Origin of the sequence: Lientehia hominis, from assembly GCF_021044755.1 — a bacterium.
GTDB classification, from domain to species: Bacteria; Bacillota; Clostridia; order Lachnospirales; family Lachnospiraceae; genus Lientehia; species Lientehia hominis.
Map to the genome: position 1 here is coordinate 505,965 of NZ_JAJNOR010000001.1, position 22,244 is coordinate 528,208.

General features: G+C 49.6%; 20 protein-coding genes and 1 other annotated feature. Of the genes, 2 read left to right on the top strand and 18 right to left on the bottom strand.

The features are described 5' to 3' along the window. The first annotated feature begins 118 nt into the window (after nucleotides 1–118). Complete coding sequence (locus tag LQE92_RS02260; RefSeq protein ID WP_231061382.1) at nucleotides 119–1,069, top strand: GNAT family N-acetyltransferase; 951 nt, start codon at nucleotides 119–121, stop codon at nucleotides 1,067–1,069. Here the strand turns inward: LQE92_RS02260 and LQE92_RS02265 are convergent. From LQE92_RS02265 to LQE92_RS02340, 16 genes are all read right to left on the bottom strand, one after another. Continuing rightward, nucleotides 1,038–1,841, bottom strand: a complete 804-nt coding sequence (locus tag LQE92_RS02265) for a hypothetical protein (RefSeq protein WP_231061383.1) — start codon at nucleotides 1,839–1,841, stop codon at nucleotides 1,038–1,040. The two genes, LQE92_RS02260 and LQE92_RS02265, sit on opposite strands and share 32 nt — an antisense overlap. Continuing rightward, the gene (locus LQE92_RS02270) at nucleotides 1,813–2,400 is read right to left on the bottom strand and encodes an RNA polymerase sigma factor (RefSeq protein ID WP_231061384.1); all 588 of its coding nucleotides are present in this window, start codon (nucleotides 2,398–2,400) and stop codon (nucleotides 1,813–1,815) included. The genes LQE92_RS02265 and LQE92_RS02270 overlap by 29 nt, the downstream gene beginning before the upstream one ends. A 14-nt stretch (nucleotides 2,401–2,414) precedes the next feature. Further along, nucleotides 2,415–5,174, bottom strand: a complete 2,760-nt coding sequence (locus tag LQE92_RS02275; RefSeq protein WP_231061385.1) for an ABC transporter permease family protein — start codon at nucleotides 5,172–5,174, stop codon at nucleotides 2,415–2,417. After that, the gene (locus tag LQE92_RS02280; protein WP_231061386.1) at nucleotides 5,164–5,907 is read right to left on the bottom strand and encodes an ABC transporter ATP-binding protein; all 744 of its coding nucleotides are present in this window, start codon (nucleotides 5,905–5,907) and stop codon (nucleotides 5,164–5,166) included. Before LQE92_RS02280 ends, LQE92_RS02275 begins: the two co-directional genes overlap by 11 nt. A gap of 167 nt (nucleotides 5,908–6,074) precedes the next feature. Continuing rightward, a complete protein-coding gene (locus LQE92_RS02285) occupies nucleotides 6,075–7,268 on the bottom strand; it encodes an acetate kinase (RefSeq protein ID WP_231061387.1) in 1,194 nt (397 codons plus the stop codon). Nucleotides 7,269–7,381: 113 nt separating this feature from the next. After that, on the bottom strand, nucleotides 7,382–8,014 hold the full coding sequence (locus LQE92_RS02290) for an epoxyqueuosine reductase QueH (protein WP_231061388.1): 633 nt from the start codon (nucleotides 8,012–8,014) through the stop codon (nucleotides 7,382–7,384). An 87-nt stretch (nucleotides 8,015–8,101) separates the two neighbouring features. After that, on the bottom strand, nucleotides 8,102–9,229 hold the full coding sequence (rpoD, locus tag LQE92_RS02295; protein ID WP_231061389.1) for an RNA polymerase sigma factor RpoD: 1,128 nt from the start codon (nucleotides 9,227–9,229) through the stop codon (nucleotides 8,102–8,104). 126 nt (nucleotides 9,230–9,355) lie between these two features. Beyond that, nucleotides 9,356–10,276 carry a diacylglycerol/lipid kinase family protein gene (locus LQE92_RS02300; protein WP_231061390.1) on the bottom strand — a complete coding sequence of 307 codons (921 nt, stop codon included), beginning with the start codon at nucleotides 10,274–10,276 and terminating at the stop codon, nucleotides 9,356–9,358. Nucleotides 10,277–10,403: 127 nt separating this feature from the next. Continuing rightward, on the bottom strand, nucleotides 10,404–11,186 hold the full coding sequence (gene trpA, locus LQE92_RS02305) for a tryptophan synthase subunit alpha (protein WP_231061391.1): 783 nt from the start codon (nucleotides 11,184–11,186) through the stop codon (nucleotides 10,404–10,406). Then, nucleotides 11,179–12,363, bottom strand: a complete 1,185-nt coding sequence (gene trpB, locus LQE92_RS02310; RefSeq protein ID WP_231061392.1) for a tryptophan synthase subunit beta — start codon at nucleotides 12,361–12,363, stop codon at nucleotides 11,179–11,181. The genes trpA and trpB overlap by 8 nt, the downstream gene beginning before the upstream one ends. Next, nucleotides 12,360–13,064, bottom strand: coding sequence for a phosphoribosylanthranilate isomerase (locus tag LQE92_RS02315; RefSeq protein WP_331001213.1), 705 nt, complete (start codon nucleotides 13,062–13,064; stop codon nucleotides 12,360–12,362). Before LQE92_RS02315 ends, trpB begins: the two co-directional genes overlap by 4 nt. Next, nucleotides 13,051–13,866 (bottom strand): indole-3-glycerol phosphate synthase TrpC, encoded by an 816-nt coding sequence (gene trpC / locus LQE92_RS02320; RefSeq protein WP_231061393.1) that lies wholly within the window; start codon nucleotides 13,864–13,866, stop codon nucleotides 13,051–13,053. Before trpC ends, LQE92_RS02315 begins: the two co-directional genes overlap by 14 nt. A gap of 13 nt (nucleotides 13,867–13,879) precedes the next feature. Next, nucleotides 13,880–14,890: an anthranilate phosphoribosyltransferase gene (gene trpD / locus LQE92_RS02325; protein ID WP_231061394.1), complete on the bottom strand. Its 1,011-nt coding sequence runs from the start codon at nucleotides 14,888–14,890 to the stop codon at nucleotides 13,880–13,882. A gap of 53 nt (nucleotides 14,891–14,943) precedes the next feature. Next, nucleotides 14,944–15,519 (bottom strand): anthranilate synthase component II, encoded by a 576-nt coding sequence (locus LQE92_RS02330; protein WP_231061395.1) that lies wholly within the window; start codon nucleotides 15,517–15,519, stop codon nucleotides 14,944–14,946. Nucleotides 15,520–15,521: 2 nt separating this feature from the next. Further along, nucleotides 15,522–16,973: an anthranilate synthase component I gene (gene trpE / locus LQE92_RS02335; RefSeq protein ID WP_231061396.1), complete on the bottom strand. Its 1,452-nt coding sequence runs from the start codon at nucleotides 16,971–16,973 to the stop codon at nucleotides 15,522–15,524. 65 nt (nucleotides 16,974–17,038) lie between these two features. Further along, nucleotides 17,039–17,287 (bottom strand) — a binding site (T-box leader). A 77-nt stretch (nucleotides 17,288–17,364) separates the two neighbouring features. After that, nucleotides 17,365–18,642 (bottom strand): homoserine dehydrogenase, encoded by a 1,278-nt coding sequence (locus tag LQE92_RS02340; protein ID WP_231061397.1) that lies wholly within the window; start codon nucleotides 18,640–18,642, stop codon nucleotides 17,365–17,367. 310 nt (nucleotides 18,643–18,952) lie between these two features. Here LQE92_RS02340 and LQE92_RS02345 point away from each other — a divergent pair, with 310 nt between their 5' ends. Next, nucleotides 18,953–20,332 carry a citrate/2-methylcitrate synthase gene (locus tag LQE92_RS02345; RefSeq protein ID WP_231061398.1) on the top strand — a complete coding sequence of 460 codons (1,380 nt, stop codon included), beginning with the start codon at nucleotides 18,953–18,955 and terminating at the stop codon, nucleotides 20,330–20,332. Between the two features lie 122 nt (nucleotides 20,333–20,454). On the opposite strand, the gene LQE92_RS02350 is transcribed toward LQE92_RS02345, so the two are convergent. Both LQE92_RS02350 and LQE92_RS02355 read right to left on the bottom strand, forming a co-directional pair. Continuing rightward, complete coding sequence (locus tag LQE92_RS02350) at nucleotides 20,455–21,372, bottom strand: cupin domain-containing protein (protein WP_231061399.1); 918 nt, start codon at nucleotides 21,370–21,372, stop codon at nucleotides 20,455–20,457. Nucleotides 21,373–21,386: 14 nt separating this feature from the next. Next, a complete protein-coding gene (locus LQE92_RS02355) occupies nucleotides 21,387–22,244 on the bottom strand; it encodes a class II fructose-bisphosphate aldolase (RefSeq protein WP_231061400.1) in 858 nt (285 codons plus the stop codon).

A 22,244-nucleotide genomic window follows, 5' to 3' on the forward strand; every position in this document is an offset into this window, starting at 1 on the left:
ATACTCTTTTCTTCTTTTCTTGTCCACACCTGCCCTTTGATTTTTTTAAAAAATTCTTTCTCCAGATTCCTTTTGTTCCATCTTCATGATAGAATGGTTTCGTAGGAGGAAATCTGCCATGCCTTATATTCTTTGCAACAGTCTCGATGAACTTCAGTGCCGTCAGGTGACGGCTTTGCATACAATCTGTTCAGAAGCCGTCCAAATAAACTCCTATGCAGAAAACGTTTCTTCTGAAAATCCGGTTGTTCTGAGCCTGGTCCTTCCTGAACCAGACGCTGAAGACGAGGATGTTTTTTTTCTGCTTTTTTATATGGAGAAAACCCTCATAAGCTTTTTGTCTGTTTTCTGCCCTGACTGGAAAACCGCGGAGGTTTCCGGCTTTACCCATCCCCTTTACAGAAAAAAAGGACATTTCTCCAGGCTTCTCCGAAACGCCCGCAGGGAAGCAGAAATCCGGTTCGGAAATATATCCTTTCTCTACCAATGTCTGTCCTGCGACCCTGACACCATCTCCTTCTGCAAGTACCGGAATTTAAAGCTGTCATATTCCGAGTGTATGATGGCGGTCGAGATTCCCGCGGCGGACATGTCTGCCGCTCTGTCTGTTCAACTTTCTTCTTCCAGTCATGACAATCGGGAACAGCTTATTTCGCTGCACATGCAGGCATTTGATGCGGACCGGTCTTTTACAGAATCTTATATCGACACCATCCTGGAGGATGCGGACACGGTCTCTTATGTCTTATCGCCCGCTCCTTCTTATCAGAAATCCCAGGAAGAAACACTCGGCCTTCTGCATTTAACGCTTGATAAGAGTGGACGCACGGCATATCTTATGGGCTTTGGCATACTGCCCCGTTTTCGCCGGAAAGGCTATGGAAAAAAGGCGCTGTCCGCCCTATTCCAAATTCTTCCTCCCGGATGCCTTCTCCTGCTCCAGGTATCCACATCCAACCTTCCGGCTTTTCATCTCTACAAAAGCTGCGGCTTTCTCATACAGTCGAAACTTGATTATTACCAGGAAAATCCACGCTTCATTTCACAAGGGCGGAAAGAACCGTCTTAAAGGTTTCCAGAGAAGAATCCTCCGATGTGAGCACATAGAGGAAGCCGTCTTCCGAAAATGCTGCACCGTAGATTTCCTTCCCTCCGGCCATGCCGTTTAACTGGTATAATGTGACCGTTCTCCCTCCCAGGTCCTCCCGTCTCAGATATACCCAATCCTGACTGACCGAATAGGAATATCCATAGGCTTCCTCTTCCTCCTTTACAAAATACGCATTATAACTGGAAATCCCCGTGTGTTCTTCATTGTCAAAATACGCCGCCACATTATAAAAGCTGCTTCCCGGTCTGGAATCCAGATACAGTCTCGATACTTCCTTCCCTTCTGGTTTCACCAGAGAAAATCCCAGTTCTGCCTCCAGCTCCCTCCAGGATTTATAAGCATAGGTCCTTCCATAGGAAGGATTTATTTCTTTATAGTTTATCCGGTAATTTTCACTCCTCCCCTCTCCGGTGATAAATGTCACATATGTGCTGTTTCCCTGTACCTTGACCGGGTACAGAAAGGATGCCGCCAGACTCACCGTCAGAAACACACAAGCGGCCGCCAGAACACATCTGCAGATCCGCAGCCGTTTCGTCTTTCTGTGGTAAAGCAAAAGCTCCCATTTTGTCTTAAGCTCTTTTTTTGTATATAGTGCCGGCAGCTCTTCCCCATTTCGTTTGAGCTCCTCTTCCACAAGTTCGTCCATCTGAGATGGGAGGAAATCCCTTTCCTCCAGATATCTGTCAATAAATATTTCCTCATTCGTTTTCGTCTGGACATCTATCATATGGCCCACCTCCCTTCTTCCCTATCTGTTCCAACTGTTTTCTCAGCTTTTTCCGCAGCCGGTAAACCTTTGTAGTGGCACTCGTATAGGAAATGGACAACGCCTCCGCGATCTGCTGCGTATTCTTTTTCTCCAGCACCAGAAAACGGTAAAGCTCCTGTTCCTTTGGCTTAAGGCACGCTGTCAGAGCCTCTTCCAGTCCCTGAATTTCCCTGCTTTCTTCTTCCCGGACCAGTTTCCTTTCCGCATCTTCCAGGCCGTCAGGATATTTACTTAATAATCCGCCGGTGTCTGCCTGTTCAAATTCTTTTTTACGCGCCTGCTTCCTCAAGGTTTCCAGCGTGATATTCCGCGCCGCCACATACAGCCACCGCTCCGGGCAGGGATGCTCCATCAGTCTGTCCACCTTCCTAAACGCCCGGAAAAACACTTCCATGGCGCAGTCTTCCGCATCCTGCCCAGAGGGTCCCAGCTTCAGGCAGCAGTACCGGTATATCCGGTTATAGTTTTGGCTGAAAAGCAGTTCCATGAACTGCTGCTCTTCCTGACTTCGCTTCACTTTCCATTCCTTCCTCAGTCTTCCTGCCGGATCAGGCTGCTTATGCTGTCCTTAAAAAACGCCCGCGCTACTATGACGACAGCTATAAACGACAGTACCGCAGCGCCTCCAAGCACTTTCGTCCACTGCCGGATTCCCCAATATCCGTCCAGCATGAAAAAATATTCTGAGCTTATCCTCACAAGTAACATGGATAGCGCCCACATGGCCGGCACCAAAGTAATAAACGGACGGATGAGGGACCAGAACAGCCTCTTTCTGGTACAGCCCGCAATCTGATAAAGCCCCGTGCACTTCCGTTCCTCTCTGACCCGCATTAACATCCTTCCTGTTATCATACCTGTCCCCATTATAGCAGAAAGTATTGTCAAGAGGGCGGAGAGGACTGATAAAAGAAGACGATACTGGCGGTATTCCTCCATGAATCCCCGGCGGTCATCCAAATGCATCTCCGACAGCTTGCCGCTCAGTTTATACATGGTCTGCTTAAGCGTCCCTCCGTCTTCTCCATTGACTCCGTAGACCCGGACGCGGGTGTAGGTACTGGGAAGACCGACCGCCTCAAAGGTATCATTAAGCCCCAGTAAGTTAAAAAATGGCTCCGGACACATCGTATCTTCAAACCATCCCGCCCGGCACCGTATGACCGCACCGATCCGAAACGTGAAATCCTGCCGCTTTACTTCATCTTCCGCAATCTTGGCTGTTATCTTTCCCCGAAGCTCCGGATTCTCCGAATACAGGCGGAAGACGTCAATGGTATCTCCCACATGATAATATTGATTGCTGTACTGTCCCTCACTTCCGTCATAAGCTCCCTTTTCCAGATAGGAAAGTGACATTGCACTGCATTTCTGCCCTGTCCCGTCGTCATACTCCCACATCTCGGTCTGAATATCCGGAATCATCAATATGATCTCTTCTCCCGTTCGTATTTTCTCCAGGTCGATCTCTCCCTCCTCCACATAAGGAACAAGGTTCAAAAGTTCTTCCTCCGAATATCCCTGCAGCCTGATCTCCTGATAGGATCCGTCAAGACCGTATATTCTTTCTATTTCCTCATTGAAAGAAATGATCTGGTTTGACATCATATCATCCTCCATCGCTTTCTGATAGGGATCCCCTCTGTCCGCTCTCATATAAAGCTGACTGCATTCCTTATATGCCAATACTTTTTGTATCCCTTCATCTTTCCTAAGCGCCTCCACATCCTCTTCACTCATCCCCAGATACGGTTCATTATATACGGTATAAATATCATCGGGTCCTGATGTGCTGACACTCAGAGAATTTCCGTTTTCATCCACATAAGAGGTATCACTGCTGATGGTGTTTGCCAGGAATTCATAATCATAATCCGTGGAGATCTTACCGTAAAGTGGTACAGAAAGATTTCTGTTTTCATCTGCTTTCAGATAACATAAGGCGCTGCCATGCATAAAAAATATACAAATGAGCAGAAGACCAAGAAGCGCACCGGCAATCAGACGCTTTTGTGTTCTGCGTCGGCGGAAGGATACTGCCTGTCTTTCCAGAATCTCCGTTCGGAAAAGCCGCACTGATGGCAGGATACCTGACAAAAGTACAAGTACTCCGATCACAGTTGCTGCCCCTGCTGTTCCCTCTACGCTTACCCGGAATAAAAAAGGCATGGAAATCATCCTGCTTCCAAGATCACATATCAGATACGCCCCGCCGATTCCCGCCAGAATTCCAATGGGTAAAGATAAAATATAAACCCAAAAGAGATCCAGATAAAGCAGAAATGGGATGCTCACTCCAGGTACTCCCAGAAGCCGGTACAGCCGCATTCTCTGTTCCATTCTCGGCAGTCCCAGGAGCAAAAGCTGAATCAGCAAAAGGGCTGCGCAGATATAGACCAGGTACAAGAGATAAGGCGGAACGGAAAACTGCCCGCTTTTTATGGCCATGTTCTGCACCAGCGCATAGTCCTCCATATAGATATCGGAAGAAAAGACGTCCCTCAGCTCCATAAGAGTACGATGGGATATCTGGATATCTCCGGCTTCCTGCAAAAGTCTTTGAAAATCCCTCTTTGAAAAGAACAGATCCGGCCTCTGCCTGTCAGCATCCGTTTGGTTTACGTTTTCCACCCACAGCATCCCATAGTCATAAAGGATACCTGAGACAAGGTATCTCCTGCCCCTCCATTCCACATGATCTCCAGGCCGAGGCTCCTCCTCCCATTCCTTCTGCAGGCTTTCCGTTATTACGACTGCTCCCTCATCCGGCCAGGTTCCTTCCTTCAGCCTGAGGCGCCCCAGCTCCCTGGCCGTTTCATCGGCATATCCCACAGATAAAAGGCCGGATGCGCCTCCTGCGCCATAATAATCTGCTTCCTTTTTTTCCCGCCTCAAAAAAATCTTCTCCAGGCTCTTTTCCAATCCATCCATGTCAGAAATCGGACTCTGCTCTTTCCAGCACGTCAAGTCAGCACTGTAAAGATTCCCAAGTCGCCGGATCTTTTGGCATTCTTTTTCATTCAGAAGCCTTTCCAGTTCGCCGTCAGTCATTCCCTCCAGGGCCGCGTTCCCGGCAAGGCTCTCTGTCGTTTCATTTCCATAATAAATATCTGTGAACTCTCCATACAAATCCTTTTTCTTTTCTTGCGCCGTATAAAACATGCTGTCTGTCACAGTTATAAAAAGTACAGGCAGCGCTATGCAAAGGGTTACTCCTAGAAGAAACACCCGGTAGGCGCCGCTTTTTACAACACCTTGAAGACTGTAGCCAAGCATTTTTCTAATCTTCATACGTACCCCCTCTGTTTTCCTCTCCGCTGTCCGGCTGAACCTTCCCGTCCTTCAGCCGTACAATCCGGTGCGCCATCCCCGCAGCCGTCATATCGTGGGTGACGATAACAAAGGTCTGTCCATATTTCTCATTGGAACGCAGAATGAATTTTAAAAGTTCCTGTCCCGCGGCTTCGTCAATATTGCCGGTCGGTTCATCCGCCAGAATCAGATCCGGCTTTAAAAGCAGGGCCCTGGCTATAGCCGCCCGCTGCTGGCCCCCTCCTGAAAGCTGATGGGGATAAAAGCCCAGCCGGTCCTCCAGATCCAGCATGGAAATCAGCTCTTCTTCGAAAGCCTTGTCTTTCCTCTTGCCCGCCACGTCAAGAGGAAACTGCAGATTCTGCCGAATGGTCATGTCCGGTATCAGCTGGAATTTCTGAAATATGAATCCTATTCTTTCCCGGCGGAATCTCGTCCTCTTGCTGTCGTTCATCTCATAAAGCGGACTGCCGTCCAGAAGGACTCTCCCCTTAGTCGGCGGTTCCAGTCCCCCCATCATATGGAGAAGGGTCGTTTTTCCTGACCCGCTTTTTCCTACTATAGCGGTGATTTCCCCTTTCCGGATGGAAAGATTGACTTGATCCACGCTTTTTACAAGCGCTTCCCCGTCTCCGTAATATTTGGACAGCCCCTCTATCCTTATGATCTCCGAACCAGCACTCTCCGATTTTAATCCTGTATTCCTCTTCATACGCTCCCTCCTCATAACTTCTTTTCTTAATCATGTCGAAACCATCCGGTCTGTCACACTTTTTCAGGAATAAAATCAAGCCTGGTCCAATGCATGGAAAGCAACAAAAAGACGGGCTCTCAGAGTTTTTCCGATAACCCGTCTTTCTTTATTTCAATTTCTCTCTTTTATTTTACGAGAGCTGCTGTCTCTCTCATGATCGCCAGTTCTTCGTTGGTGGGTACAACGGCGACCTTCTTTGCTGAATCATCCGCTGAGATCACTACTTCTTTACCACGGCTGTTATTCTTTGCCGCATCGATCTTGACACCCAGGTATCCGAGATATTCACATACCTTCTCACGGATCAGAGGAGCATTCTCGCCAATACCGGCTGTAAACGCAATGGCGTCCACACCGTTCATGGCAGCCACATAAGAGCCGACTATCTTAGCCACACGGTAGCTGAAGATATCGATGGCGTCCGCCGCCAGCTGATTGCCGTCCGCCATGGCATCCTCCAGATCACGGAAATCACTGGAAAGACCCTTGGTCAGGCCGAATACGCCTGATTTTTTATTCAGGATATTCAGCATTTCGCTGACCGTCTTATTCTCTTTATTGCAGATATATTCTACCACAGCCGGATCGATATCACCGGAGCGCGTTCCCATCACAAGTCCTTCCAATGGAGTCAGACCCATGCTGGTATCTACACATTTACCATCTTTCACCGCGCTGATGGATGCACCGTTGCCCAAATGGCAGACGATGACCTTGGAATTATCCGCATCCAGACCGAGGAACTTGATCGTCTCTTTGGACACAAAGCTGTGAGAGGTTCCATGGAACCCATATTTCCGGATATGATATTTCTCATAATATTCGTAAGGAAGTCCATACATAAACGCTTTGGTGGGCATCGTCTGATGGAAAGCTGTATCAAATACCGCTACATTGGGCTTTCCGGGCATCAGCTTCTGGCAGGCATAAATGCCCTTCAGGTTAGCCGGATTATGGAGAGGTCCCAGATCGCAGCACTCTTCGATAACATCTACAACAGCCTGGTCAATGACGCAGGATTCCGTGATCTTTGCTCCGCCGTGCAGCACGCGGTGTCCGATGGCGTCCACCTCGTCCAGGGACTTCATAACGCCGGTCTTTGCGTTTACAAGCGCGTCCAGAACCATCTGGATCGCCTCTGTATGAGTGGGCATAGGCGCCTCTGTCACTTCTTTCTCCCCGCCCGCAGGCTGATAGATCAGACGGCCGTCAATACCGATCCTCTCACACAGGCCCTTTGCCTTAACCTTCTCTGATTCGGAATCAATCAGCTGATATTTCAGAGAAGAGCTTCCGCAATTGATAATCAATACATTCATGAATTTGTACCCTCCTAAATTAATAATCCTCTTTTTTGTGAAAAAACACAGATTATCTTTATTCTATCGCGTTCCTTGCCTTGTGTAAAGTGCAATTCTCCCTGAACATGTTTTTATTTCGGTACGCTTGCCGCCGTTCCTTCCCTTTTGGAAAAAATGCAGCCGCAGTAATTTTGCCGGTAAAGGCCAAATTCTTTTGAAAGCTCTATGGAGCGCTTATATCCCTCTCGTTTTTTAAAATCGGAAGGCAGGTAAGAAACTCCATACTCCTCTGCCAGGGCTTCCCCTATTTCCATGAGCTTTCCGGCATTTTTAAGCGGGCTTATGGACAAAGTGGTGCAAAAATAGTCATATCCACCCTTCTCAGCCATGGAAGCCGCCTGTCGGAGCCGGAGTTCATAGCACCCGAAGCACCGTTCGCCTCCCTCCGGAGCGTGCTCCATCCCCTTTGCCATCTGGTAAAAGGCCTCCGGATCATAGCTTCCCTCCACAAATTCAATGGGAAAAGAGGCGTTTTTATCTGATAACTCCCGGATCAAACGTTTCTGTTCCTCCACCCTCTTTTGGTACTCCTCCTCCGGACTGATATTGGGATTATAATAAAAAACGGTAATGGAGAAATAACGGGACAGATATTCCAGCACATAGCTGGAGCACGGCGCGCAGCAGCTGTGCAGAAGAAGGCGCGGCGCCTCTTTCTCCATTCTTTCCAGAAGCGTATCAAGCTCCTTCTGATAATTTCTCATGATCCATTCCTTTCTGAATTTTAAACTTTTCTATTGAAACAAAACGCTGCCCGGATCATTCCGGGCAGCCTGGTCTTTTGTCTGCTTTTAAAGAAAATCTCTGATACGCTTGCTCCTCACAGGATTGCGCAGCTTCCTGAGGGCTTTTGCCTCGATCTGCCGGATACGCTCCCTGGTGACATTGAACTCTTTGCCAACCTCCTCCAGGGTACGGGGATGCCCGTCTTCCAAGCCAAAACGCAGGACGATGACCTGGCGCTCCCTTTCTTTTAAATCCTCCAGAAGCGTATCAATATGCTCTCTGAGCATCACAGATTCCACATTTCCTTCCGGTGTGACTGCATTGCTGTCCGCAACGAAATCCCCCAGATTGGAATCGTCCTCTTCCCCGATGGGGGTTTCCAAAGAGGCCGGTTCTCTGGCGATCTGCATAATCTCCATGACTTTCTCTTCCGTCATATCCAGAGCGCTCGCCAGCTCAGTCACTGAGGGCTCATATCCCAGCTCAAGAGTCAGCTTCCTCTGCATCTTCGACATTTTGTTGATGGTCTCCACCATATGTACCGGAACACGGATAGTCCTGGCCTGATCTGCCAGCGCCCTTGTCACCGATTGCCGAATCCACCACGTTGCATAGGTACTGAGCTTGTACCCTTTTGTATAATCAAATTTTTCAACGCCCTTTATAAGCCCCAGGTTTCCTTCCTGGACCAGATCCAGAAAACTCATGCCTCGGCCCGTATAGCGTTTAGCAATGCTGACCACCAGCCTCAGGTTCGCCTCGATCAGACGCTCCTTCGCTACCTGGTCTCCTTCCGCCTTTCGTTTCGCCAGTTTCAGTTCTTCTTCTGCCGTCAACAGCGGGACTGTGCCAATTTCCTTCAGATACATCCGAACCGGGTCTTCTGTACCGATGCCATCCAGAAAATCAATGGCATCCAAGTCAATCTCTTCTTCCTCTTCTTCCTCCAATGCGAAAGCGTCATCATCCGCGTCCAGGACCATGTCTTCATCGATGGTCAATTCATCATTCATCACGCGCAGTACGTCAATCCCATTGTTCTCAAGGTATGTAATGATATCTTCAATCTGCTCAACGGTCAGATTCGCTCCTGCAAAAAAGTCATTGATATCATTCATATCCAGAGTGGACTTCTTGCTCTTACCCAGTTCTACAAGTTTCAGTAAATCTTCACTAAACTTTCCTTTTTCCACTTGCTAACGTCCTTTCGCACACACTTCTCCACGCTAATTTTTAATTATACAAGCTTTTTCTACAAAAGTAAAGCCAAGATTTCATTTTTCCTGTGTTTTCCTGAATATCTATTTCAATTTTCCAAATTACGACTGCGTTTTCTTTTTCGGCAGCATATGGGTCATCTTCATAATCTGTATGGCCCGGCAATGGTTATCAATGATGACTTCTTTTCTCTTTCCGCCGAATTCTCCGTCCAGCACCCATTCCACCGGCTCTTCAAACTGGAATTTCACATGGGAAGCCATAAAATGTCTCACCAGCTTTGATTTATGCCCGTTCTGCAAAAGGCTGGCCACCACATCCGGAAGCTGGAGGATGTTCTGGGGATTTTCCACCAAAAGTACCTCAAACCTGCCGTCATCCAGCCTGACATTTCTGCCATTCAGCCCCTTAAAGCCCGCTATTTGATTGGCGTTGCTGACCATCCCCACCAGCACATCTCCCTCGTAGAAATCCGTTTCCGTCTCCATGGTGATGTGCTGGGCCTTTATGCCTCCCAAGCTCTTCGCCGCTTCCAGAATATAGGCGGGATGGCCTAAAACCGCCTTAAACTCTCTGGGAGTCTTATAAGGCACATCCGTAAAAGCGCCAAAAGCCGCCACATAGGTGAAATAGCTCTCATTGAATTTTCCGATATCCACGGGACATGCGGTGCCCATAACAATACTTTCCGCCGCCTGAATCATATTCCTGGGTATTTTATGACTGGCTGCGAAATCGTTGGTCGTGCCGGCTGGAATATAACCGATATAAGGTTTTTTATCCATTCCCATAACGCCGGAGACAACTTCATTCAGAGTACCGTCTCCCCCACTTCCCACGATTAAATCCATGCCATATCCACGTTCTTCTACCACTCGCCTTGCATCCAGTGTCCTCTGGGTCACATGGATCTCCACTTGATATCCGGCCTTCACAAAAACATCCAAGATGTCCATAAGCTTAGTCCGAATCTGTGCCTTGCCTGACAGCGGGTTGAAGACGAACAGCATCTTCTTATCCATACTGTAGAACCCTGCCTTTCCGCCGCAACGGCAGCCGCCGTTTTACTCACGATCTGTCTGAATCATCTTTATACATAGGTAGATTCTACTCTTTTCAGACTTTGACGTCAATCTTTTCACGAAAATTTTATGATTCGGCGCTTAATACAGCTTCTTTCATTTTCTTCACATATGCGGCTACTGGCTCAATGCTGTCTTTTCCGTACTCTGCCACCAGCCTGACAATGGCGCTGCCTACGATAGCCCCGTCGGAAACAGCCGCCATCCGCTTTGCCTGCTCCGGCGTGGATATCCCAAATCCCACCGCACAGGGCACCTTTGCTTCCTGTCTCACGGCCTTCATCATGGCGTCGATGTCCGTCCGGAACTCGCTTCGGACGCCGGTCACTCCCATGGAAGAGACACAATATAAAAATCCCTTCGCTTCCCTGGCTATCATGGAGATCCTTTCATGGGAAGTAGGCGCGATCAGAGAGATCAGATCAACGCCAAAGCGTTCACACTCCGGCAGAAGCTCCGCTTTTTCTTCATAAGGAAGATCCGGCACGATCAGACCGTCAAGGCCTGCCTCCTGACATTTTCTCATGAATCGTTCTTTTCCATAGGTATAGATGGGATTGATATAAGTGAGGAACACCAAAGGGATCTGCGTGGTCTTCCGTACTTTTTTCACCAGATCAAACAGTCCGTCCGTCGTGCAGCCCGCCGAAAGGGCCCGCTGGTTGGCGTCCTGGATCACGACCCCTTCTGCGATAGGGTCAGAAAAAGGCACTCCTATCTCAATGAGGTCTGCCCCAGCCTCCGCCATCGCGTAAATCAGCCGCTCCGTCACATCCAGCGCAGGGTCTCCCCCCGTCACAAATGGAATAAACGCCTTTCCGTTTTTAAAAGCCTCCGCTATCCTACTCATATATATTCACCCCCCTGTATCTTGCAATAGCCGCCACATCCTTATCGCCCCGTCCGGATATATTGATAGCAATGATCTTCTCCTTATCCATAGACGGCGCCAGCTTTCTCGCATATGCCACCGCATGAGCGCTTTCCACAGCCGGAATGATGCCTTCTGTCCTGGAAAGATATTCAAAGGCGCTCACCGCCTCTTCATCGGTCACCGGCACATACTGCGCTCTCCCTGTCTCATGGAGCATTGCATGTTCCGGTCCGATTCCCGGATAATCAAGCCCGGCAGAAATGGAATATACCGGCGCGATCTGTCCGTATTCATCCTGGCAGAACAAAGATTTCATTCCATGGAAGATACCGGTGCTCCCATTGGCAATGGTCGCGGCATTTTTGGGGTTATCCACCCCCAGGCCGGCCGCCTCGCATCCAATCAGCTTCACTTGTTCATCGGGAATGAACTCATAAAAGGCTCCCATGGCGTTGCTTCCGCCGCCTACACAGGCGATGACCGCATCCGGAAGCCTGCCTTCCTTCTCAAAAAGCTGTTCTTTGATCTCTTTCCCGATCACTTTCTGAAAATCCCTCACTATCATCGGGAAGGGATGCGGTCCCATTACAGAACCCAGGACATAAAGCGTATCGTCCACTCTCCTGGTCCACTCTCTCATGGTCTCATTGACGGCGTCTTTAAGCGTCATCGTGCCGCTGGTCACCGGATGTACCTTAGCCCCCAGAAGCTCCATCCGATATACGTTCAGCACCTGGCGGTCCGTATCTTCTTTTCCCATGAAAATCTCACATTCCATTCCCATCAGCGCTGCTGCCGTAGCAGTTGCCACACCGTGCTGTCCCGCTCCTGTTTCGGCAATGACACGTGTCTTCCCCATTTTTTTGGCCAAAAGCACCTGTCCCAGCACATTATTGATCTTATGGGAGCCAGTATGATTTAAATCCTCTCTTTTTAAATAAATTTTCGCACCGCCCAGATCCTTCGTCATTTTCTCCGCATAATAGAGCAGCGACGGGCGCCCCGCGTAATTTTTAAGAAGCTCGTCCAGCTCCCGGTTGAATTCCGGATCCCTTTTATAATGCTCATATGCGGCGTCCAGTTCCTTTACCGCGTTCATAAGCGTTTCCGGAATGTACTGGCCGCCGTACTGTCCATACCTGCCTGCTTTCATAGTTCTTTTCCTCCTGTTCTTCTTCCTGCCCTTCCGTCCGCTGCGTACCCGCCGCGGGCAGCTTTTAAAAAAGCCTCCACTTTTTTTATATCTTTGTATCCGCCGCTCTCCAGACTGCTGGACGCATCCACACCATAAGGACGGTACCGGCAGACGGCTTCCGCCACGCTTTCTGTCCTCAGTCCTCCCGCCAGGAAATATGGCTTCCTCAGGCTTGGGATCAGCTCCCGGTCAAAAGCTTTCCCACTTCCGCCGTATATCCCTTCCGTATAAGCATCCAAGAGAAGATAGTCACAGGGAAGCCGTTCTGCTGAAAGGACCTGTTCCCGGCTCTTCACCCGGACTGCCCGGATGACCGGCACACAAGTCATATTCCGCAGCCGTTCCATATATTCCCTGTCCTCTTCTCCATGAAGCTGCACCATGTCAATGACACCGCCCCGGCACAGGCCCGCCACCCGCTCCGGCTCTTCATCAACAAAAACTCCCACCGCTCTGATCTCCGGATCCAGAAGGGCTTTCAGCCGCTCTGCCGTATTTCGGTCCACCTGCCGGCTGCTCTTCGCAAAAACGAATCCGATGAAATCTGGTTTTAAACGGTTTGCCATCTGAATATCCTCAGGCCGTCTCAAACCGCAGATCTTCACTTTTACGCCGTCTGTTTTTTCCACATCCTCTCCGCCTGCCTTATATCTGTCCACAGCCAGAGCCTCCTGCCATTCCTTCGCCTCTCAGACGTTTCAGCATGCCTGCCTTATCTGTACTTCTCATGAAGGTCTCCCCGATCAGCACTCCATTTACCTTTGCGTCCCGGAGCACCTGGATATCCGACGAATCCCGGATCCCGCTCTCTGCCACGAACAGTATTTCTTCCGGTACAAGACTTCGAAGCCTCTCGCTGTTATGGATATCAACCTCAAAGGTCCGGAGGTCTCTGTTATTTACTCCGACCATCCTGGCGCCCGCATCTAGGGCCATCTGTATCTCCGCTTCGTCATGGGCCTCCACCAGGGCGGACAGGCTGAGGGAGTCACAGATATGCAGATAATGCTTCAATCTGTCCGCATCCAGGAGTGCGCAAATCAGCAGCACACAGGAAGCTCCCATAGTCTTTGCCTGATAGATCTGATATTCATCCACGGTAAAGTCCTTACGAATGATCGGAACTGAGACTGTTTCCGCGATTGCCGCCAGATATTCATTCTTTCCCATAAAATATTCCGGCTCTGTCAGCACAGAGATACAGGCAGCTCCTGCTTTCTCGTATTCCTTCGCAATCTGGACATAAGGAAAATTTTCTGCGATAATCCCTTTTGAAGGAGACGCTTTTTTCACCTCACAGATAAAGTTAATGTCCTGTTTTCTGAGTGCTTCTTCGAAAGGAAAGGATTTCTGGTCCTCCGTCAGAAAAAGCGCTCTCTTTTTCATTTCCTCCGGCGATACTCTTTCCTTCTCTCTCTTCACCCGCATCCTGGAACTTTCTGCCAGTTTATCTAATATCATGCGAAACCTCCCGTCAATTCTCATTTGAAAGCCGTATAAACGCTTCCAGCTGCTCCCTGGCCTTTCCGCTGTCGATCAGTTCTTCTGCCAGCTTCACGGCTTCCAAAAGGCTCACATCGTCCTTCACCATATAGATACACGCAGCAGAGTTTAAAACCACCGCGTCCCGCTTGGGTCCTTTTTTTCCTTCCAGAATCTCTCTGGCGATCTGTGCGTTTTCCGCCGGCTCTCCGCCTACCAGGTCCTCCGGCCTGCACTTTTTAAGCCCCACATGCTCCGGCTCAAGTATATAAGAAGTAATGGATCCGTCCCGCAGTTCGCAGCAGGTAGTCGGAGCACTCAGGGATATTTCATCTATCCCGTCCTGTCCGTGTACGACGATTCCCCGTTTGACGCCCAGCTTTAACAGCACCTGGGCCAGGGGCTCTACCAGCTTTTCATCATACACTCCCAAGAGCTCAAAATTGGCACCCGCCGGATTTGCGAGCGGTCCCAGGATATTGAAAATAGTTCGAATGCCCAGCTCCTTCCTGACCGGCGCCACAAACCGCATGGCAGTGTGATAAGTCTGGGCAAACATGAAGCACAAGTTAATCTTCCCCAGAATAGCCGCGCTCTTCACAGGGCTGATGGCAATATTCACACCCAGAGCCTCCAAGACATCCGCCGCCCCGCATTTGCTGGACACACTCCGGTTGCCATGCTTTGCCACCGGAATCCCCGCAGCTGACACTACCAGGGAGGAAACCGTAGAAATATTGAAGGTATTGGCCTCGTCGCCTCCGGTTCCCACGATTTCCAGCACGTCCATATTGTGCAGCAGGCGGGTGCAGTGTTTTCTCATCCCGGCCGCGCAGGCAGTAATCTCCTCAATAGTCTCTCCCTTCATCCGGAGCCCTGTCAGAAACGCACCCATATGGATCTGGGTTGCTTCCCCGTCCATAATCTCATCCATTACCTGCTCTGCCATCTCATAACTGAGATCATTGCCGTTCACCACTTCATAAATCGCTTCTTTTATCATATCTTCTCCTTCTTTCCGTCAAAATCTCTGTCAGCCGCGCTGTAGTATCCGTTTCACTGGTTTATGTTCAGGAAATTTTCCATCATCTTTTTTCCGTTCGGCGTGAGCACCGATTCCGGATGGAACTGCAGGCCGTACAAAGCATAATCCTTGTGCTCCACCGCCATCACTTCCCCGTCCTCCGCCTCTCCTGTCACCCGAAGCTCCGCCGGCAGGGAAGCTTTTTCTGCCGCCAAAGAATGATAGCGGGCCGCTGCCTCCGTCCCGGAAAGTCCCGCAAAGATCGAGGATTCCGTATCAAGCTTTATCATACTCTGCTTTCCGTGCATCAGTTCCTTTGCATAGGTTATTCTCGCTCCCAGCGCTTCACATATGGCCTGATGCCCCAGACAAACTCCGAGAATGGGAATATCTCCCATAAAGCGCTTCACAACGTCCTCGCAGATTCCCGCGTCTTCCGGGCGGCCCGGCCCCGGAGAAAGTATGATATGACTTGGTTTCCAGACTCCGATCTCCTCTTCCGATACTTCATCATTCCGTATAATCCGGATTCTTTCCGGGCTGACAGAACCTATCAGCTGCACCAGATTATAAGAAAAGCTGTCATAGTTGTCTATCAGCAGTATCATGCTCACACCTCCCCGGCCATACGGATGGCCTCTATTACCGCTCCTGCTTTATTGGAGCATTCTTCGTATTCCCGCTCCGGCACACTGTCGGCCACGATTCCGGCCCCCGCTTGTACATATACCCTTCCACCTTTTTTCACCGCCGTCCGAATAGCGATGCACACATCCAGATTACCCGAAAAATCCATATATCCAATGGCTCCGCCGTAGATTCCTCTTGCTGCCGGCTCCAGTTCCTCTATGATCTCACAGGCCCGGAATTTTGGCGCGCCGGACAAGGTGCCGGCCGGCAGAAGAGCCGGTATGGTATCACATCCGTCCATGCCGTTTTTCAGCTTCCCCGTGACCACAGAAGCAATATGCATGACCTTGGAAAAACGGTGGACGTTCATATAATCCTCCACCTTCACTGACCCATATTCTGAAATCTTTCCGATATCATTTCTGGCCAGGTCCACCAGCATATTATGTTCTGCCCGCTCCTTTTCATCGGCCATCAGCTCTTCCTCGAGTCTCCTGTCTTCTTCTGGCGTCCTGCCCCGTTTCCTGGTACCTGCCACGGGAAAGGTCGTAAGCTCTCCGTCTATGAGCTTCACCATGGTTTCCGGAGACGCCCCCGCTATTTGTACGTCATCACTCTGGATGAAATACATATATGGAGAGGGGTTGGTGGTGCGGAGCACGCGGTAGGCATTCATCAGGCTCCCCTCGTATTCCGCCTCAAACCGTCTGGATATCACGCCCTGGAAAATATCTCCTTCCTTAATATAATGCTTTGTCTTTTCCACCATGGCACAGTAATCTTTCTTGCTGATATTACAGGAGAATTCCGGCGGTTCCCTCTTCGGTTCCTCCGGCAGAAGCATTTCGCTCTGTATCAGATGGATGATCTTCTCTATTTCCAGCACGGCCGCATTGTATCCCTGTTCTCCTTCTTCAGTCTTCGCATTGACCACCACGCAGATTTTCTGTCTCAGATGGTCATAGGCAATCACTTTATCAAAAAGCATCAGATCAAAATCCAGGAATTCACTCTCCTTAAATTTAAGCTTTTTCTCCGCATACCGAAGCATTTCATAAGAAAAATATCCAACAAAGCCTCCGGTGAAAGAGGGCATCCCCTCCAGCCTGGGCGCTCGGTATTCCTTCAGAAGTCCTCTCAGCACCTCCATCGGCTCTCCGGGGACCCGGTTTTCTATTTCTCCGCTTTTAACCGTCACGGTCCCATCTTTACAGACTGCGTGCAGCAGCGGATGAAATCCGAGAAATGAATACCTCCCCCAACGTTCTCCTCCCTCTACACTTTCCAGAAGATAATAGTGTTTATCCAGCTGTGCGAGCTTTCTCAGCAGTGTGATCGGCGTAATGACGTCTGCAAATATCTCCCTGCAGATCGGCACCAGGCTGTAACTGTCCCGATATTTTTTCGCCTCTTCATATGTCGGTGTGATCATGGCTCTCCTCCTGTTTGATGATGGGCAATATCCATCCTATGCAACAAAAAAAGCTTCTGCCCCTTAAAAGGGACAAAAGCTTATAATCTGCTTCTGCGATACCACCCTGATTGATGCACTGCATCCTCTCTGTCACATACCATCATATGTGCCTCGTTGATAACGGATGAGGTCCCCGTCGAAGCCTACTGCCTGTACAGGGGTTCGGCCCGCCCTCCCAAGTCCATTCAGTCCGTTCCAAAATGCTGCTTCTCAGCTGTGGCAGCTCTCTGTGATTTCTTTCCCGGCTTACTTTTCTTGGTCATCGGTTTCTGACTGTTATTCCATTGAATCTCGATAACTATGTTTCATAGTATAATCACTTCTTTTCCATTTGTCAATGAAAAACTTTCTATAAGACCCGGATGATACTGGATATTTTCTGAATCACCGACATACCGCCTAGGACCGTCACCGCGTCACGGAAATGATATTCTTTGACCGAATCTGTCACGATCGCCAGCTCCGCAAAGCCGTCCTTGGTATTTTTCTGTATCAGCTTTGCGATGCTCACTGCGTTGTTCCCAAAGACTCCGGCGATGGTGGCCAGGACACCGGGCTTATCCTCTGCGTGAAGTCTCATGAAGTATTTGCTTTCCACATCTCCTATGGCCTTGACCGGAAGTTCCCGGTAGCAACTGCAGCCAATCCTTCCGCAGCATCTCCATTCAATATCTCGCAGGATATCGATGACATCGCCCACTATGGCGCTGGCCGTAGGCATCTCTCCGGCGCCTCTTCCATAAAACATGGCGTCATCCGCCGCGTCTCCGTGGACAAACACCGCATTAAAAGCGTCTTTTACAGATGCCAAAGGATGTCCGCTGGGTATCAGCATCGGATGCACTCTGGCCTCGATACCGGTATCCGTGTTCTTCGCCACTCCCAAAAGCTTGATATCACATCCCAGCTCTTTGGCATACTGAATATCCTTAGCGCTTATTTTTGTAATTCCTTCTGTATAGACGTCTTCAAAGACCACTCTGGAGTGAAACGCGATGGAAGCCAGAATCGCCACCTTCCTGCCCGCGTCGTATCCCTCCACATCAGCCGTGGGATCCGACTCCGCATACCCAAGCTCCTTCGCCACCCTCAGGGCATCTTCAAATTCCATGCCGTCATCTGTCATCTTTGTCAATATGAAATTCGTAGTACCATTGACGATTCCCATGATATCGGTAATCTCATTTCCTGCCAGGCACTGCTTCATGGGGCGGAGAATCGGTATCCCGCCGGCGACCGCGGCTTCAAACAGAAAATCGCAGCCATTGTCCTTCGCCGCCTCCAAAAGCTCCTTTCCTCTGGAAGCGATCAGATCCTTATTGGCCGAAACCACGTGCTTCCCGGCCCGGAATGCTTCCATGATAATAGTGCAGGCCGGCTCCATTCCTCCCATCACCTCTATGATCACTGAAATAGATTCATCCCCTATGATCTCTCTCCAATCGTCGGTGAGCAGCTCCCTGCCGACCTTCTTCCCGGCCTTTTCCAAATTCCTGACCAGAATCTTCGCAATCTCTATCTCCACGCCGGCTTTGCTCGGCATTTCCTGCTTTCTCCGCTCCAGCAGCTTATATACGCCGGTTCCTACGGTTCCCAGCCCTAATATGGCGATCTTAACTTTTTTCATCAACGCCTCCGTTTCTGTGTTCTTGTTCATAGAGTGTTCTAACCTGATTGTATGTACCTTCCTTCCATTTGTCAATGGGAAAGGAGATTCTGCCGCCGGGATTTCCTCTTGTTCCCCGGACAAAATTAGGAATAAAAAGTCAACAAAATTAATACCTAATTTTTTAAATATTCTTCCATTAAAATACATAAAATCGCCAAAAAATCAGAACAGGGATTGCCTTATTTTCAAAATGCTGTTAAAGTATACTATAATATTTTAAAGACCGGTATCTAAGGCAGACAATGTATATTCTTAAGGAGGTTTTTCTATGTCCGACGATGAAAGATTCAACCCCGTAGACTTTGAGTTTGACACCCGTTTAGATCAGTTGGTGGAATACTGTAAGAACTCCAATCACATAGATTTGAATCTCTATACAGAATACGATGTAAAACGCGGTCTCCGTGATTCCAACGGCAAGGGTGTTTTGACAGGGCTCACCGAAATATCCGATGTCATCGCATTTGATGTCATCAACGGCCGGAAGATTCCGGCCAACGGACGCCTTTATTATCAAGGCTATAATGTCAAGGATCTGATCAATGGCTTTCAGGACCGCAAGTTCGGCTTTGAAGAGACTACATATCTGCTCTTGTTCGGCAGTCTCCCTTCCCATGCGCAGATGGATGAGTTCTTGGAGCTGATGGGCCACTTCCGGAACCTTCCCGACACTTTCGTTCGCGACATCATCATGAAGGCTCCCAGCAGGGACATCATGAACTCGCTGCAGAAAAGTGTCCTCACCCTGTATACTTATGACAGGAATCCGGACGACGTTTCCATCCCTAATGTATTAAAGCAGTCCCTGCATCTGATCGCCCAGTTCCCTTTGATCTCCGTATATGCTTATCAGGCATACCGCCACTATCATCTGGACGAAAGTCTGGTCATACGGAATCCCAAGCCTCAGCTTTCTACCGCAGAAAACATTCTTCGGCTGCTTCGTCCTGACGGAAAATACACGGAACTTGAAGCAAAGGTTCTGGATGTGGCGCTTGTGATCCACGCCGAGCACGGCGGCGGAAACAATTCTTCCTTCACTACCCATGTCGTGTCCTCTACTGGAACCGACACTTACTCGGCCGTTACGGCTTCCCTCGGTTCCTTGAAAGGCCCGAAGCACGGCGGAGCTAACCTGAAGGTGCAGAACATGTTTGCCGATCTGAAGGAAAATATTTCCGACTGGTCCGACGAAGATGCAATCCGTGAATACCTTCAAAAGCTGATAAATAAAGAAGCTTTTGACCGGAGCGGCCTGATTTATGGTATCGGCCATGCCGTATATACCAAATCCGATCCCCGCGCCGTCATTCTTAAAAAATATGCTAAAGCACTGTCAGAGGAAAAGAGCCGTACAGAGGAATATAAGCTCTACACCACCGTGGAACGGCTGGCCTGCCAGCTCCTGTCAGAACAGAAGCAGCTGCATAAAGCCATCTGCGCCAACGTGGATTTTTACAGCGGCTTCGTTTACAACATGCTGGGGCTGCCCAATGAGCTCTTCACTCCTATATTTGCCATCTCCCGAATCTCCGGCTGGTGTGCACACCGGATCGAAGAATTGGTGAACTCCAGCAAGATCATCCGCCCTGCTTATAAATATGTGGGACAGCACCGCAGTTATGTGGCCCTGGATGACCGGAAATAATGGAAAAAAATCCATCTGAAGTGTGCCGGCCACAGGCCCAGGGAAAAAAGAAAATAAAACGGGTATGCCTTAAGTTTAAGGCATACCCGTTTTCCGTCTCTCTGTCAGAACCTCTCGTTCCCTCAAAGAGCCGTGACTGCAAACACAGCTTTCACCGGCTTATTCTCAAAGTTCACCAGCTGATAGGGAGTACCCGCCGGCAGGAAAAAAGAATCCTCGGGGCGCAGCTGGAAGGATTCCTGCAGCTGCGTCAGATTTATGGTAATCGGTCCGTCTATGCAAAAGATCGCCGCATCTCCCTCGTGGCAGTCTTCTTCGGAGCACCTCGGTCCATAACCGCCGGGCGGAAGGATAAATTCTCCAAAGTGTCCGTAATCATTGCTTCCTATAAATCGCATCAGCATCGGGTGCCTTGTTCCGTGGATATTGTTGAGCTTGTCACAGTCCCTTACCGTATATACTGCCTGGGGATAATCTCTGGCTTCTTTTCCGTCCACCGGCCAGCTGCCGATATCATCGGTGCAGCCCTGTCTGGTGATATTCCGGATCACGCTTCGCATATCCGGCAGCTTGTCGTTATTCGGCCCTTTATAAAACTTTGTCTCCGCATCCGTCGGAATATAAGCCGGCGGAATGTCCTCCCCCCATGCTTTTGGTGTGATAAAGTAAAGCACCCTGACCTTCTGATCCGAAAAATTATGGGCCTTATGCCACGCCTCCTGCGGCATGAACAGTCCGTCTCCGGTCTCCAGATATGCGAACTGACCGTTTCCGCTCCGCTGCACGATAGGTCCCTGCAAAATATAATAAAACTCATCCCCCGGATGGATGTCCAGCGGGTCAAAGGCACCACCAGGTCCCAGCTCATAAATTCCCAGCATAAAGGTATCTGTGCTGACTATCGTAAAGGTATTGTCACTGGTAAACGCGTTGTCCGGCGGATACAGCGCATTGCTGTATTCTTCTTTGCGGATCAGCCTCGGATATTTCCTTCCGTCGGCAAAAGGAAATTTTGTTAAAATATCAGTAAGCTTCGGCATTTTCTTCTCCTTTCTCACTGTCCGTTTCTCATACAGGTGATGATATCCTTAGCCCCCTGTTTCAATACTTCATATGCGCGGGCAGTCAGGGTATTATAGTAGGTCTGCTCCGGATTCTGGGCGATGATTTTCTGAAGCTCCGGAGCTACCTGAATGGATAAATACGTATAATAATTGATCTTGGACATGCCGGAGCTGATCGCCGCCTGCAGATTCTCAAACGATACTCCCGAACTTCCATGCATCACCAGGGCGGTATCCTCCGGGACTGCTGCCCGGATATTCTCCAGACGTTTCAGGTCAAGGACCGGAGCCGATTTATAAAAGCCGTGCTCCGTACCGATGCACACCGCAAGGGCGTCACAGCCGGTCCTCACTGCAAAGTCCTTCGCGACTTCAGGATCCGTGTAAAAACCTGTCTTATCTTTTGGATCAATCCCCCCGTGATTGCCAAATCCCGGCATTCTTCCAATCTCAGCCTCCACCGTGAGGCCGAGCGGATGTACCATATCGCAGATTTCCTTTACATTGGCGATGTTCTCTTCATAGGGAAGATAGGATCCGTCATACATGACTGAGGAAAAGCCGCACTTTACTGCCCTCAGGCACATATTCAGACTCAGCCCATGATCCAGATTGACCGCTACCGGAACCGATGCGTTTTTTGCACATTCCACCATATACGGCCCGATCACTTCCATTGCGATGTCCGTTTCATGTGCGCTGGCGTGGTCCAGAATGACCGGTGTCTGCAATTCTTCCGCCGCATCCACGGCTGCCCGGACGATATCAAAGCCGGGTGTATTGATCGCCGCGACCGCCATCTTGTTCCTCCGCGCTTCCCTCAGCATATCTTTCATGTTTACAAGCAT